This is a genomic window from Pedobacter cryoconitis (assembly GCF_014200605.1).
Lineage (GTDB): Bacteria > Bacteroidota > Bacteroidia > Sphingobacteriales > Sphingobacteriaceae > Pedobacter > Pedobacter cryoconitis_B.
The window spans coordinates 204,735-220,080 of the sequence record NZ_JACHCE010000007.1; the positions used below are offsets into that span (position 1 = coordinate 204,735).

At 38.2% G+C, this 15,346-nt stretch carries 12 protein-coding genes; 7 read left to right on the top strand and 5 right to left on the bottom strand.

Annotated features, from left to right (window positions below):
• Positions 1–43 precede the first annotated feature (43 nt).
• From HDE68_RS19940 to HDE68_RS19955, 4 genes are all read right to left on the bottom strand, one after another.
• Entirely contained in the window at positions 44–1,918 is a 1,875-nt protein-coding gene (locus tag HDE68_RS19940; RefSeq protein ID WP_183883991.1) for a sensor histidine kinase, read from the bottom strand.
• A 67-nt stretch (positions 1,919–1,985) separates the two neighbouring features.
• Positions 1,986–2,498, bottom strand: coding sequence for a hypothetical protein (locus HDE68_RS19945; RefSeq protein ID WP_183883992.1), 513 nt, complete (start codon positions 2,496–2,498; stop codon positions 1,986–1,988).
• Positions 2,474–5,035: an excinuclease ABC subunit UvrA gene (gene uvrA, locus HDE68_RS19950; RefSeq protein WP_183883993.1), complete on the bottom strand. Its 2,562-nt coding sequence runs from the start codon at positions 5,033–5,035 to the stop codon at positions 2,474–2,476. The genes HDE68_RS19945 and uvrA overlap by 25 nt, the downstream gene beginning before the upstream one ends.
• A 59-nt stretch (positions 5,036–5,094) precedes the next feature.
• Entirely contained in the window at positions 5,095–7,533 is a 2,439-nt protein-coding gene (locus HDE68_RS19955; RefSeq protein ID WP_183883994.1) for an outer membrane beta-barrel family protein, read from the bottom strand.
• Positions 7,534–7,994: 461 nt separating this feature from the next.
• Between HDE68_RS19955 and HDE68_RS19960 the strand changes: the two genes are divergently transcribed.
• The 4 genes from HDE68_RS19960 (at position 7,995) to HDE68_RS19975 (ending at position 12,331) form a co-directional block, all read left to right on the top strand.
• Entirely contained in the window at positions 7,995–9,842 is a 1,848-nt protein-coding gene (locus tag HDE68_RS19960) for a glycoside hydrolase family 30 beta sandwich domain-containing protein (RefSeq protein WP_183883995.1), read from the top strand.
• Positions 9,843–9,871: 29 nt separating this feature from the next.
• A complete protein-coding gene (locus HDE68_RS19965; RefSeq protein WP_221300830.1) occupies positions 9,872–10,693 on the top strand; it encodes a family 16 glycosylhydrolase in 822 nt (273 codons plus the stop codon).
• A 126-nt stretch (positions 10,694–10,819) separates the two neighbouring features.
• Entirely contained in the window at positions 10,820–11,665 is an 846-nt protein-coding gene (locus HDE68_RS19970) for a hypothetical protein (RefSeq protein ID WP_183883996.1), read from the top strand.
• Positions 11,666–11,719: 54 nt separating this feature from the next.
• Positions 11,720–12,331 (top strand): class I SAM-dependent methyltransferase, encoded by a 612-nt coding sequence (locus HDE68_RS19975; RefSeq protein ID WP_183883997.1) that lies wholly within the window; start codon positions 11,720–11,722, stop codon positions 12,329–12,331.
• 52 nt (positions 12,332–12,383) lie between these two features.
• On the opposite strand, the gene HDE68_RS19980 is transcribed toward HDE68_RS19975, so the two are convergent.
• Positions 12,384–12,965, bottom strand: coding sequence for a hypothetical protein (locus HDE68_RS19980; RefSeq protein ID WP_183883998.1), 582 nt, complete (start codon positions 12,963–12,965; stop codon positions 12,384–12,386).
• Positions 12,966–13,487: 522 nt separating this feature from the next.
• Between HDE68_RS19980 and HDE68_RS19985 the strand changes: the two genes are divergently transcribed.
• From HDE68_RS19985 to HDE68_RS19995, 3 genes are read left to right on the top strand one after another with little or no spacing between them, the layout of a single operon-like run.
• Positions 13,488–13,853, top strand: coding sequence for a hypothetical protein (locus HDE68_RS19985; RefSeq protein WP_183883999.1), 366 nt, complete (start codon positions 13,488–13,490; stop codon positions 13,851–13,853).
• 4 nt (positions 13,854–13,857) lie between these two features.
• Entirely contained in the window at positions 13,858–14,934 is a 1,077-nt protein-coding gene (locus HDE68_RS19990; RefSeq protein WP_183884000.1) for a hypothetical protein, read from the top strand.
• A gap of 32 nt (positions 14,935–14,966) precedes the next feature.
• Positions 14,967–15,341, top strand: coding sequence for a hypothetical protein (locus HDE68_RS19995; RefSeq protein ID WP_183884001.1), 375 nt, complete (start codon positions 14,967–14,969; stop codon positions 15,339–15,341).
• Positions 15,342–15,346 lie beyond the last annotated feature (5 nt).

Consider the following 15,346-nt stretch of genomic DNA (forward strand, 5'->3'; position numbering starts at 1 on the left):
TTCTGACCGGGTAAAATATACTTACAATCATTTTTCCAATAAGTTATTCTTTTGAAATCCAGGAGATATAAAAAGTGGTCCCTTCACCTACAGCACTGGTTGCCCATATGTTCACTCCCATCATCAATGCCATTTCATAAGAAATATTCAATGCTAAACCGGCGCCCTGATCTTTGGTGTTTTCCCAGTCATTAAAATTAGCTTTAAAAAGCTGATCGACTTTTTCCTGGTTCATGCCGGGCCCCTGATCTTTAATAGCAATTACAATATTCTGATCTGTTAAATCAGATGAAATATGGATAATCCCGTATTCTGGCGAATATTTGGTGGCATTGTTAAGAATATTGCGGATAATAAAAAGCAGCATCTGTTGATGTGCACGTATTTCAGTTTGTTCTGGTATATCCAGAATTAGCTGAATATTCCTTTTTGCCTGTGCTATTTTAAAAAAAGCATTTGCTTCGTCAATCAGATCTTTAAGAATGAGTTTTGAAGGATGGTATATAAAACTATTTTTTTGCGATTTAATCCATTCCAGTAAGCCATCCATAAATGAAAGGCTTTTTTGTGAGGTTTCACTAAGTTCTGCCATTACCTCTATTTTCTCTTGTTCTGTTAACAGGTCTATATCGGTATTGAAAATACTTGAAAGCATAACTATATTACTGAATGGCTGTCTGATATCGTGTGCGATTACAGAGATCAGCATGGTGTTAAAACGATTGGTATGCTGTAGTTCAGTGTTTTGCTTTAATGCGATTTCATGTAATTTGTGTTGCGCCTCTCCATACTGTTTTTTGATTCTCAGCGAACGGTAAATCAGAAATACAAGGGCCATACTTAAGGTAAATAAGCACCCCAATAAGGTAATTGTTTTCAGATTTGAGCTCTCTTTAATTCTAAGCTGTTCATTCTCATTTTCATTCAGGGCAAAATTCATATAATTGTATCCGGACTTATTAGTCGCTTTATTAATTGTATCGCGCTTAGCGAGTAAAAGTGACATATAATAATAAGCCTTATCCAGTTGTTGGTGTGATTTGTAGACATTGTACAGTTTTTCTGCTGAGACGATATAGAGTTCCGGATAGCCGTATTTACGGGACGTGTCCAATGCTTTTTTATAATAGTCTGTACTTGTTTCAATATTCCCCAAATCCAAAAATGTATCCCCTAATCCGATATAGATATCTACTTTTGAATTCTGCAGGCCTAAACTATCAGCTTTATTTAATGTTTGTATTTGTACGGCTATTCCACGTTGCTTTTCTCCAGCATTGTACAGCTCTATTCCGCGTGTGTTTTCATAAAACAAGAGTAATCTTTCATCTTTATACTTCTCAGCAATTGCTTTGCCCTGAGCAAATAATTCCTTTAACTTCGATTTACTGAGGCTTGGATCAATAAAAATAAGATTACTGATAATCAATGAACGTATGGAATCATGCTTCAGAGATTTACTTTTTTCATATGCCATGTATATATACCTGATTGCTTCCTTTTCGTCTTTATCAACGTCCATCATCAATCCGATATTCATCAGTAACTGGCAAACATTTTCCTGATCATCGATTGATTTATATATACGGAGAGCATCATTAAAATATTTCGCTGACAAATAGTTGTTAACAGAAATATTGGATATGCCTTCGCAGTTGTAAGCATCTGCTATGCCTTTACTATAATTGAGTCTGACTGCTATTTCTTTAGCCTTTTGGGCATAATATCCACATGAATCCCGATAATTCATATGTGACAGCATTGCTATACGGTTCAATGCGTCTATGTATTTTATACTGTCCTTAATTGAAGGAAGACTTGATTCAAGTCTGTTAATTTCGTGAGTTTGTGAAAATACAGGGGTGCAATTCAGTAAAGAAATACTGATGAAATAAAAAATAACAAAATATCCAGACATATGAAAGACAGTGAGTTGTTGTGTAAAAACTCATATGTCCACGGGATAATCAAATATCCGGCCATGTTTATAACACCACACCTTCTTGTATAGGTATTTTATTCCGTTGAATAAAGGTGTGGAATACAGGGCTGAAAGAAATCAGCTGATCCTGGCAATTTTTATCGACCGACATATTGATGCTATTGAAATGATGACCTTCTTTAAACGTAAAACGGAATTCCGGATGCTGGATTTTTATAAATACAATATCCTTTGCAGGATAGTTTTTAATTATCTTTTTATTTTCAATACTGGTAATTGTTAAATGGTCTTTAAATAAGCTCAGAAGACCATAATGTGCAAATTTTCTAATCAGCAGCGAGGCAATAATTATCCAGGGAATAGCAAGTACAATCATGATGGTCACTATAGAAATCTGCGCCAGGCTAATGCCTGCCAGGCCTTCAATCTGATCCTGATATTCAAAACATAATATCATACTGGCAACAAATCCAATGAATAATAAAACTCCTGCAAATAAAGCTTTTCCCATAGGTAGTGGCAATCTCATTCTTATCGTTGCATCTGGTGTTTCCATGTGTTTTCGGGATTGAAGAATTTGTTTAAATATGGAGCTGTACGGCTATTTTTTGCATTTACTATGGTAGTAGGCGGTCCAAATGCAACTACTGTTCCACCCCCTTCGCCTGCTCCGGGCCCGATATCAATTATCCAGTCACTTTTTGCAATAACATGCATATCATGTTCCACTACAATAACTGTATTTCCCTGTTCTACAAGTTTGTCCAGCTGAGCCATGAGCTTCTCTACATCAGATGGATGAAGACCTGTAGTCGGTTCATCCAGAATATAAAGTGTATTGCCATGCTGCAAACGCTGTAGCTCAGTCGCAAGCTTGATTCGTTGTGCTTCTCCACCAGAAAGTTCTGTCGCTGGCTGGCCTAACCGCAAATAGCCTAAGCCCACCTGTCTGACTACATCCAGTGCCCTGAATACCTGTGGCTCGGCGCTAAAGAAATTGCAGGCAGCATCTACGGTCATACCTAATACTTCTGCAATATTCTTGTCTTTATATTTAATTTCCAGTGTCTTATTGTTATATCGTGTGCCATGACAAGTTGGGCATGGTGTATATACACTGGGCAGAAACAAGAGTTCTACCATCACAAAACCTTCTCCCTCACAATGCGGACAACGGCCTTTTACTACATTGAAAGAAAAACGCCCGGCATCGTAACGGCGGGTTTTAGCCATTTCTGTTGCTGCAAAAAGCTTTCTTACATGGTCAAAAAGGCCTGTATAAGTGGCCAGATTAGAACGCGGAGTTCTGCCGATTGGTTTTTGATCTACGCGTACCAGACGCTTAATCGAGTCCATGCCTTCGGTGATCTTTCCAGCTCTGGTCATTATTTTTTCAGTTTCTAATGTTTCTGTTTCATCCTCTGAATTCAGGTCTGCCTGCTGCCCTAGTTGTGCAGCAACCAGTTCAACCAATACCTGGCTAACCAGACTGCTTTTCCCTGAACCTGAAATGCCGGTTACACTGGTAAATACACCTATTGGAAAAGAAACTGCCAGGTTATCAAGGTTATTTCGGGTAACATTTTCTAACCGGAGCCACGATTGGGGAGTTCTTGTTTTTTCAGGTGTAATTTTCTGATCTCCGAAGATGTAATTTCTGGTCTGTGAATTCCCGATTTGACTAAGGCCAGCCGGGGGGCCGCTATATAAGATATGACCGCCTCTTTCACCTGCAAAGGGGCCAACATCTACAATCCAGTCTGCGTGACGGATCACATCAACTTCATGTTCAACAACAAAGAGTGAATTTCCGGAAGCTTTTAATCTGTCCATTGCCCGGAGTAAGGCTTCTGTATCAGCGGGATGTAATCCTGCTGAGGGTTCATCCAGTACATAAACCACACCAAAAAGATTGGAGCGGACCTGAGTTGCCAGCCTCAGGCGCTGTAGTTCACCAGGTGAAAGCGTTGGTGTACTTCTTTCCAGGTTCAGATAGCCAAGCCCCAGATCCAGTATAACCTGGATACGGGCAATCAGATCCTGAGCAATCCGCTGTGTCACCATTGCCTTTTCTGGATGTTCTTTTTCCGATTTGGTTGATTTTGTGGTTTTTTCTTCCGTATAAGTGCTGAAAATATCATTTAAGCGGGATAATGTTAGTCTGGACATATCAGCAATATCAAGACCTGCAAATTTCACGGAAAGAGATTCTTTACGTAAACGCTTACCATGACACAGCGGACATTCTCCACTGAGCATATATTTGGAAACCCGCTTTTTCATCAGCTGGCTTTGTGTATTTGCGAAAGTATGCAATACGTATTTTTTAGCTCCTGTAAAAGTCCCCATGTAACTGGGTTCTGATTTATTTTTAAGGGCTTCCTTTACCTGTACAGGGCTAAATCCGGCATAAACTGGCACTACAGGCTTTTCCTCTGTAAAAAGAATCCAGTCACGTTCTTTCTGTGGGAGGTCACGCCAGGGAACGTCAACATCATAACCCAGGGTGGTCAGTATATCGCGGAAATTTTGCCCTAACCAGGCAGTTGGCCAGGCAGCAATTGCACGCTCTCTTATGGTCAGAGAATCATCAGGAACCATTGATTTTTCAGTAACTTCATATACCCTGCCTAATCCATGACATTCAGGACATGCTCCTTCGGGGGTATTAGAAGAAAAAGCTTCTGCATAAATAATGGATTGACCAGCAGGATAATCGCCGGCCCTGGAATAGAGCATCCGGAGTAAATTGGATAAAGTAGTCACACTGCCTACTGATGAGCGGGTTGTACCCGATCCGCGTTGCTGCTGTAAGGCAATGGCTGGCGGCAAGCCTTCAATTTCATCTACTTCGGGGATGGCCATCTGATTAAATAATCTTCTGGCATAAGGTGATACCGATTCCAGATAACGCCGCTGAGCTTCTGCGTACAGCGTGCCAAAAGCAAGTGATGATTTACCAGAACCTGAAACCCCTGTGAATACCACTAAGGCATCACGGGGGATTTCAAGATCTATATTTTTGAGGTTATGTTCGCGGGCTCCGCTTACTTTAACAAAGCCAGTGAATGTTTGTTCTTTCTTATTTGTCATTCGGTAATTCGGTACGGATTGCTAATCTAAACAACAGTTGAATACCCGAATTGATTTAATTAACTTCCCGAAGTACTGCTTTTTTTCACGTCACTGTTATCAATACCACGCTGATTCTTTTTGATAGAATCCTTCAATTTTCCAAAACGCCAGTTTAAACTCACATTGTATGCACGGTAGAAATTTTGAGAACGGTAGTTCTGTGTGAAATTGCTTCCTTCTGTAAAGTTTGTATAATACCTGAATTTTGCAAAAGGGTTATTTATCCCGGCAGAAAGCGTCAGCTTATCCTTAATGATCTCTTTACTTCCGCTAAAAGATGAAAAGACATAAGAACTGTTTTGTCCTTGCAGCTGTATTTGGGCTGCATTATAGTTGAAACTTGCGTTTGCTTTCCATCCGTGTTCAAATTTATATCCGGTGTTGATATATAAATAACCTGTTAACCCATCATTTTTAGTAATCTGACCATCTATAGATCCCTGCAGCCACATATAACCAATGTTTCCACCCAGTGTGGCATTCCATTTTTCAGTAATCGGATAATTGACATTCAGGTTTGTAGTCAGTGCTTTGTCCTTACCAATGTTATAATAAGTAGATCTTGTAATCTGGTCTGTTTCGTTGTAAACAGAGACTTGTTGGATAGTATTATTCGCGAACCTATAGCTTAACCCGATATTTACTGATCCTTTTTTGAATTTACTGTAAGTCAAATCAAAGTTATTGCTAAGAACAGCTTTAAGGTCTGGATTACCAGTACTTAAGAAATTAGGATTGGAACGGTCTACAAATGGGTTCAGGTTATCAATTCCCGGTCTTTCTATTCTTTGGGTATAACCGAAGTTTAAACTGCTCATATCTTTAAACTTTCGATTAACAGATAAAGTGGGTATCAAATTGAAATAATTTGTATTCACGTTCGAACCAGAACTGATGAAGTCGGCTTTTACAAAAGTTCCTTCGGCACGGACACCAGCTTTAAAACCCCAGTCTTTTAAATTGTAAGCATAAGAATTATAAGCACCAATGACATCCTGATCGTTATTGAATTTATTTGTACGTGTCGGGTCAGTCTGGAACTGTCCGGTTACCGGATCAAGGCTTTCGTATTCGAAATTACTTTTGTTAGTTCTTAATATTCCTTTAATACCACCCTCAATAGTAAATTTTGCTAAAGGATGAATATAATCGAGTTGTAGAGTTTGCTCTTTAGTGCGGCTGTTATTTTTCTGATTATAATCAGGATCAGTAAAATTCTGTCTATTGATAAAACTCAGCCCGTTTTCCTGCGGGTTACCTGAGTTTCCATTTTTGTAGGAAAATGTCAGTAAACGATCTTTATGCCCTTTAAAACCTAACTGGTAATTCAGGGTAGCATCAAAACCATTCCATCCAAATCTATTTGTTCCAATCTGGTTATAACCAATTTGCTGAGTGCCGTCAAACAAGCTGAACAACTGTCTGGTATGTGATTTATTATATCCTCCGTATGGATTTAATTCTATAGTGATTAAATTAAGTGTGTCAATTTCATAACTTAACTCAGTGCCGCCATAGCGATAGTTGTTATTGAATTTACGAAATCCGGTACTTAAGAGGTTGGTTGGCAAGCCGCCGGTTGTTGTTCTGGTGGTTGATGATTCTGTTTCTGGCGAACTGAAGAAACCTGTCCCTCCATACGCTGTCATACCGAATTTGCCTTGCTTAACTGTTACAAACCCACCCATACCAGGTCCGCCTATAGGTCCCTGATAACGCAGATTCAAACTCCCGTTATACCCGTTATCAATTTTCTTTGAAGTAATAATATTGATAATACCTGACAAGCCTTCGCTATCATATTTTGCTGGTGGAGTTGTAATTACTTCTATCCTGAGAATAGAAGATGCCGGCATACTGCGCAATACATCTTTAGGACTTCTGGCTACCATAGTTGAAGGTTTACCATTGATCAGTATTTTATAATTCCCGCTCCCTTTCAGTTTGATATTATCATCAGCATCTAACGATAACAAAGGTACTTTGCGCATCATATCCAGCACAGTCAGGCCTTTACTTTCAGGATCTGCCTGTATATCATAGCTAATCCTGTCAATTTCCTGCTTAATTAGAGGACGGTCTGCAGTCACAGAGACTTCCTTCAGATTATTAGATTGAGAAGCGATAAGTATATTACCTAAATCGGCAGGGCCATTTGCCGGATTAAGTACAACAGGAATGTTTTTGACATTATATCCGATAGCTATAGCGGTCACTGTATAATGACCAGGAGCCATCTTTTCAAAACTGAAACTACCAGTATTATTTACGACTACAGATTTAATTACTGCATTATCCCTTTTGAGGGCTACAGTCATAAAATCTATTGGTTTGTTCGTTGCCGAATCAATTACCGCTCCTTTAATGGTGCCAGTTGCAGACTGTGCAAGAGCAGTTGAATGGAGAAAAATGGAGAAACAGGATAAAAAAATCAGGGTTACGTAGTTCTTGGTCATTGGCTTTTAAGTTGGTATTTGTTCATAAGACACAACTACCTTTTAAATGTTGCACCTGTTGTGTAATAAACTTGTTTCATGATAAAATTTATACCAAAGGAGAACTTAAAGTTAAATATTAAAACAAAGTAAAATATCAGTGGTAAATATATGATAATTTAATAGATAATATTTATCTGCTAAATAGTTTAATTATTTTTCATAGTGTAAATTAAACGCAAGCTCAGATGCATGTTTAAGGGCTCATGCCGTAATATATGAAGAAATTTTATTTACCAGAAAACACAGTTTATTCGCTAAAAAGCTTGATTTTGATATTTTATTAAATTAATTAGCAAATTATTATAAAATAATGCATTATATTGTATCTACATTTTACCTGCCGCTCTCCTTTTTTTCTTACGTATAACCTTACGGGCGTTTCCTCAATAAAAAAAACCAAATATTATTAATCTAAACCGATGAACAAAAACGTGTCTTTATTAGGCTGTGCATTATGTTGTGCAGTTTTATTCTCCTGTAAAAAGGATGTCAGCTCCGCTGGTGCAGCGGCAAACTCTACAATCGTTCGTGCCAACGAATCTGTAAGTGTCTGGGTAACAACTTCCGATAAGAGCAAGTTATTACAATCACAATCAAACGTTACTTTCGCGACTGATGCGGGTACCAATCCTACAACAATCAATATTGATGAGGGTAGTTCTTATCAGGGTATTGATGGTTTTGGTTTTACCTTAACCGGCGCAAGTGCATCGTTAATTAATGGCCTTGGCTCGGCTCAAAAAAATGCCCTGCTCCAGGAATTATTTGCTACTACAGGTTCAAACATTGGTATCAGTTATTTAAGGATCTCCATTGGTGCATCCGATTTAAGTGCTGCGCCATTTACTTATAATGAACTTCCTGCTGGTCAAACCGATAATAATCTGAATAATTTCAGTATCAGCCAGGAAATGACCGATCTGGTTCCTGTATTGAAAAGTATTCTGGCTATCAACCCAAACATTAAGATCCTTGGCTCGCCATGGACTGCACCCAGGTGGATGAAAACCAATGGTGCTTATGTAAATGGAAGTTTGAAAGCAGAATATTACGATGTCTATGCCAGGTATTTAGTTAAATATATTCAGGCTATGCGTGCTCAGGGAATCATTATTGATGCAATTACCCCACAAAACGAGCCATTAAATCCTTATAATAACCCGAGCATGGTTATGCAGGCTACGGAACAGGCAAATTTCATCAAAAACAATCTTGGACCACAGTTTAGATCAAATCAGATCAACACGAAAATTATTGCGTATGATCATAATACAGACCGCACCGATTATCCGCTTACTATTTTAAACGATGCTTCTGCAAACGCTTATGTAGATGGTTCTGCTTTTCATTTGTACAGCGGTAATATTAATGCACTGAGTGATGTTCATAATGCTTACCCTAATAAAAACATTTATTTCACAGAGCAATGGGTTGGCGGACCAAGTAATTTTGCAGGAGATCTTCAGTGGCATGTAAATACACTGATCATTGGAGCTACAAGAAACTGGAGCCGTAATGTTCTGGAGTGGAACCTCGCTGCTGATCAGAATTACGGACCACATACACAAGGTGGCTGTAGTACATGTGAAGGTGCTTTGACGGTTAATGGAGGTAATGTTTCCAGAAATGTATCTTATTATATCATTGCGCATGCATCAAAATTTGTAAGACCAGGTGCAGTAAGAATTGCATCTAATATCGCTGGAGGTATACAGAACGTTGCTTTCAAAAATTCGGATGGCACTAAAGTTCTGGTAGCTTCAAACAGCGGTTCTTCGAGCAATACTTTTAAAGTTAAATGGGGTTCACAATCTTTTACTTATACGCTTCCAGCAGGTGCTGTAGCTACATTTAAATGGTCTGGTTCTACAACAGGAAATCCAACCACTGCTCCTATTGGTCAGGTAGTAAGTTTAAAAGGATTTAATAACCAGTATGTAAGTGGTGAAAATGGAACTAAAGCCATGTGGTGTAACAGAGCCACTCCAGGCGACTGGGAAAAATTTACAATCGTAGACGCAGGTGGCGGTAAAGTTGCTCTGATGGCTATGAACAAATATGTTTCCTCAGAGAATGGTCTGGCTGCGATTACTTGCAGCAGGACCACGATCAGTGACTGGGAGAAATTTGACTGGGTTGTAAACGCGGATGGAAAGATCTCTTTCCGCGGTAACAATGGTTTTTATATTTCTTCAGAAAATGGTGCAAATGAAATGACCTGTACCAGGGCAACTATCTCCGGGTGGGAAGCTTTCAGCTTAAATTAATCTAACCTCAATACCTAATCTAATCACCTATGAAAACAATTAAATTAATGATCTGCCTGCTAGCAGGCACACAGCTGTTAATTTCCTGTAAAAAGGATGTAAATCAGACAGCGACAAACGATTCTACGGACAATGCTACTGCCCCGCGTGCAGTCAATTATGAACTTGTGTGGGCTGACGAGTTTAATGGAAACGCTGTAAACACAGCAAACTGGAGCTTTGAAACCGGTGGCGGCGGATGGGGAAACAATGAAAAACAATTTTACCAGGCTGAGAATGCTACTGTAGCAGATGGAAATCTGATCATTACAGCGAAAAAACAGAGTGCCGGAGGTTTACCTTATACTTCTGCAAGAATGATCACCAGAGGTAAAAAAGAGTTTACTTATGGCAGGTTCGAAGCCAGGATTAAATTGCCTCAGGGACAAGGGCAATGGCCTGCATTCTGGATGCTGGGTGCAAATATTGGCAGTGTAGGATGGCCTAAATGCGGAGAGATTGACATTATGGAAAATGTGAATACTTCTAATGATGTATTAGGCACAATGCACTGGTTTGATCAGGCTTATGCTTATTATGGTGGCCATACCAGTACCAGCCCTACAAATTATCATGTTTATCGTGTAGACTGGACGCCAACTGCAATCACTTGGTACGTAGATGGTGTACAGTTCCATGTAGGTAATATTACCAATAGCATTAATGGTACTGATGAATTCCATCGTCCGTTTTTCTTGTTACTGAATCTGGCTGTAGGTGGAAATCTTCCGGGACAAACCATTGATGAAAGCAGATTACCTGCAAAAATGTATGTTGATTATGTCAGGGCATACAAAATTACAGGTTCATAAATTTTAAAGGAATAGCTTTATATATCAATCATTAGAATGAACCTGAAAATCTCTTTGTTTCTTTTCTTGTTAGCTATTGCGTTTTCTGTAAGATCACAGTCAACAGCTGTATATTCAGAAAGATCAATGGAATACAAAAATAATAACCTGGAAATTAATGCTTATGGAGATTATCGTTCTGAAGATTTTCACTGGTCTATTGCAGGTAACAGCATGGGACAAAATCCAAATGTGTTGTCAGAAGTAAAGTGGAAGGATATAAAAGGCGCAGGTACGGGACTGGATATTCGTTTGAATATCTGGTCTCCTATCTTTTTCAAAGGAAGTTATCATCGTACTTTTATAAAGAAAGGTAAAGTAACGGATACTGATTACTCTTCCGATAACCGTAAAAATCCAGGTTATCATGCAGATTTAAATAGTAATGAAGGCTTTATCTATACCTATACATTAGCGATGGGTTATGAATTTAAAATCTCCGGGATATTGAAAATCAGCCCTTATGCCGGTTATGTTAAAAATTCGCAGCAATTGCATCTGAAAGATTTCAGCGAAGAAACAGATCCTGCAGTAAAAACATTAAACAGTATTTATCAGGCAAACTGGACTGGTCCGCTGATTGGCCTGGAAACAAATATTATCCTCACTGATCAGTTTTCAATTAGGGGATTAATCAATTATCAGCAATTGAAATACAGATCGGTTGCAGATTGGAACCTGATTGATGCATTTGCGCATCCTGTTAGCTTCAAACATACAGCTAACGGATATGGTACTGAGGGTTTAATACAAGCTGGTTTTCGCTTTAGTCCTGTGTTTTCTGTCTTTCTCAGAGGTAATTATTATTATGCCAATACTGGTAAAGGTACGGATGATTTGTTTTTAGCAGATGGCAGGCAATTACAATCTCAATTTAACGGAGCTACCAGGCATGGCGGCGGCTTAGGTATAGGGATTAGTTTAAATCTTTAAAAAGACAAAATATGATTAGTTTAGAGGTGCTGATTTTTTTTAAAAAATAATACTATGCACTCCTCTTTGAGACATCTCTATGGAAATATTGATATTTATCTTTTTGATCAGTTACTTAAAGGCCGTTACGAAGATTGCCACAAAGTAATTGATGTAGGTTGTGGCGGAGGCCGTAATCTCGTGTACTTTCTGAACAATGGTTTTGAAGTGTACGGGATCGATCCTAATCCTGCTGCTATAAATACTGCCAAAACTTTATCAGAAAGTCTTTCCCCTAATAATCCTTTAATAAATTTCAGGGTTTCAACCGCAGAAGACATGCCTTTTGGAGCAGAATATTTTGATCTGTTAATTTGCAGTGCAGTTCTGCATTTTGCTAAAAATGAGATACATTTCAGGGAAATGCTGCTGGCTATGTGGAAAGTGATTAAGCCGGGTGGCTATTTTTTTTCCAGACTAGCCTCTGATATCGGAATAGAAAACCTTGTGGAAGATCAGGGCAACGGCCGGTATTTATTACCCGATGGTACAGAACGTTTTTTGGTTAATGAACAGGTTTTGCTGGATTATACGGAAGAGTTTAATGGTTATTTATATGAGCCCATTAAAACTACAAACGTTCAGAATCAGCGCTGTATGACTACGTGGTGTCTGCAGAAATTATAAAATAAAAAGCCCCATTGCCATAAGCAACGGGGCCTCTTACCATAGGATTTAATTATCTTACATCACTTTTAACTTTGTTGATTGTACGTTGGCCAGGCAAATAGATCTGGAAACCAAAAGATAAGCTTAGGTTATTCTGGTATCCTGTATTTCCGAAACCTGCTACTCCATTGTATTTTAACAAAGTCTCTAGACCAATGTTAGGTGTAATGAAATAAGCAAAACCAGGACCGAAACTAAAAGCCAGACCATTCGTGTTACCGCCACCTCTGCTTGTGTTAGTACCGCCGAAACCTAATGTAGCTTCACCGAATAAACGGCCATGCTTAAGTACTTCAGCATCTTTGCCAGTATAATAACGACCTAATGCACCTAAACCGTAATTTGTTGTAGTTGCCTGGTCCTTAGCAGTCTTTAGTCCGATATTAGCGTAACCTCCTAAAGCCACATTGTCTTCGATAAACCAGGCTGCTTTTGGAGTGATGTCCAGGCTAAAAACTTTAGAACCACTCAAACCTAAATTTAAATCAGCGAAATTACCTCCAACCAATACGTTACCTTTTTGAATTTGTGCGTTTGCAGACAAGCCAACTCCTAAGATTGCAGTTAGCAGGCATAAAGTAAATTTTTTCATAAGATATTTGTTTTTAAATGTTAAATATTACCAGGCTATTCTTGCCTGAATACCCTAAAAACCCAATGATTGAATAAATGTTTTAATTTTTTTGTTTTTTTTAACATTTGTTTATTAGTCGGTCGGTCGGGTTCATGTGTTGTTTTAAATTTATAACCAATGGTTTAATTGATAAGCTGTAATGTTAAGTTTGTTTAATTAAAAATGCTGTTTTTACGTAAAAATTTAGCTTAATAATTTTTGAGACTGATATTTATGGTTATAATATTTACAAATTATAATGATAAGTTTCAGATAAGCAATATTGATTTTCCTTTTAAATTGTTTATTAGCGTAAAGTTCTTGTGAAGGCATTATACTTTGAAATGTTTTGTTTGTTGCTAATAGGATTTGTCTGTGAATCTTATGTTTAGGCTGTAATTTTGTTTATAACCCGGTAAATAAGTGGAGAAAAATATTTCTAAATAGTTTAATCCGTATTTTTATTTCCCTAAATTGATACTGATTACTAATCAATACTTTATGAAGTTTTTCAAGCTTTCTCATACGGCAAAAGGTAAGACAGGAAAAATCGTAGCTGTAACTTACAGTCTTAAAAAATCAGCCAGCGTAACCTTTCTGGATAACGGTTTCAATATAGGATATACCACTATTGATCTTCCCGGGGATCAGGACAGCAATCCCAATAACTTTTCCACCAAGGGCGGGCAAAAATATCTGTGCCTGCAGGAAGATGGCGGTTTACAGGTCACTTTATATGCAGGTGGTATGGCTGGCGATTTCTGGACCTTAGATATCCAGGTAGATGGTATTCCATTGGCTGCCAATACAATTAAGGTATATACAGATGAAAAAGGTAATCTGGATTATAATAAACTTACTAAATAATGTTATGAAAACGGTTTACCTGATATTCCTGTTCAGTGCTATCTTTTTTAGTATAGCCCAGGCGCAGATTGTTGCTGAGGATGCAAAAGGGGAATCCTCTATTATCACTAAAAATTCAAATGTCTCATTTAACCTGAGCGAAGCTGCGCTTTCAGCATCATGGAATAATTTTAGAAAACTGGCTATCGAAAAGCCGTCTCAGGTAGTTTGGGGAGTATCTGCCAGCGGAAATAACAAAGAAGGTCTTTCTGATCTCTTTAATGGTGGAAAACTGACCCCGCAATCAAAATTAGGCGTTTTCATAGGATTAAGAAAAAGTTATCAGACCACTGTCCTTGAATTATTAAAACGGATTAAGGAAATAGAAAATGCGAATCCTGATAAGAATGAAGCTGCTATACATGCGGTCAAACAATTAAATAAACAAATTGAAGCTAACCGGAATACCAGGCATACGCAATCTTTAACCACTTATATCAACGCAGGTTTGAATGCTGATAATTTTAAACACTATAAAGCAGAGGATGCTTCTTCCCTATCCAAAAGGTTTGAGAAGGTTAATTTTCGTGGTGGTTTTATAGACCTTGGTTTGAATTATGAATATGCGCCACGATGGATATTTGGAATTTCACTTGGTTACCAGCGATATAATAACCTGGATTCTCTGGCATATACAAATTACACGCTAAAGAATACAACCACTATGAATAACGCAGAACTAATCACAGAATCTAAAATCAGTGCTTATCAGGGGCCATATAAAGCCTACAACAGGGTCAATATTAAAACTGATGCTTTATACTTTGGCCGTATCAGTGAAGATTACCGTCTGGTCTGGAATACCTTATATACCAGGGTGATTTTACCTTTGCAGGAAAAAGAGATCAATCAGGTTTTTCAGGCTGGTACTGCTATCAATTTTTATAAAAGTGAAGGTAAGTTTGCTGGCGGACTTTATTTACAGTCTAACGATGTTTTTAATAGTCTGCATAGCACTGACCGGTTCCATGAACGGATTTCTTTCGGTATTGCAGCCAAATACACATTTAGTTCTATTATGTCCAGGGACTTTTCTAAATAAAATTATCAATGTTTATTTAATCAGCCAATCTTATGCAAGAGCTTCATTCATCAGCTATACCAGGAGATTTTTTTACAGCAGCAAGTCTGGGAACTTTAGCTGGGGCTACCGGTGCAGTCTATATCATTTGCAGTACCATACAGAAAGTTTTCAATTTTAATCCTAAATGGCTTGCTTTACTGGTTTCTGTACTCATCTCTTTTTCGGCAGCATTCCTTACACAAACTAATGAAAATGATATTTCCAGATATTTTATCGCTTTGCTAAATGGTTTTCTGATTTATGCATCAGCTACAGGTACAAACCAGGTATTTGGTTCAAAACCTGATCAAAATAGCCATTCTGCAGGTTTCAGACAAGCTATTAAATCTAACAGACGCTTCAATACCACCTGGTGGTCATATTAATCTAC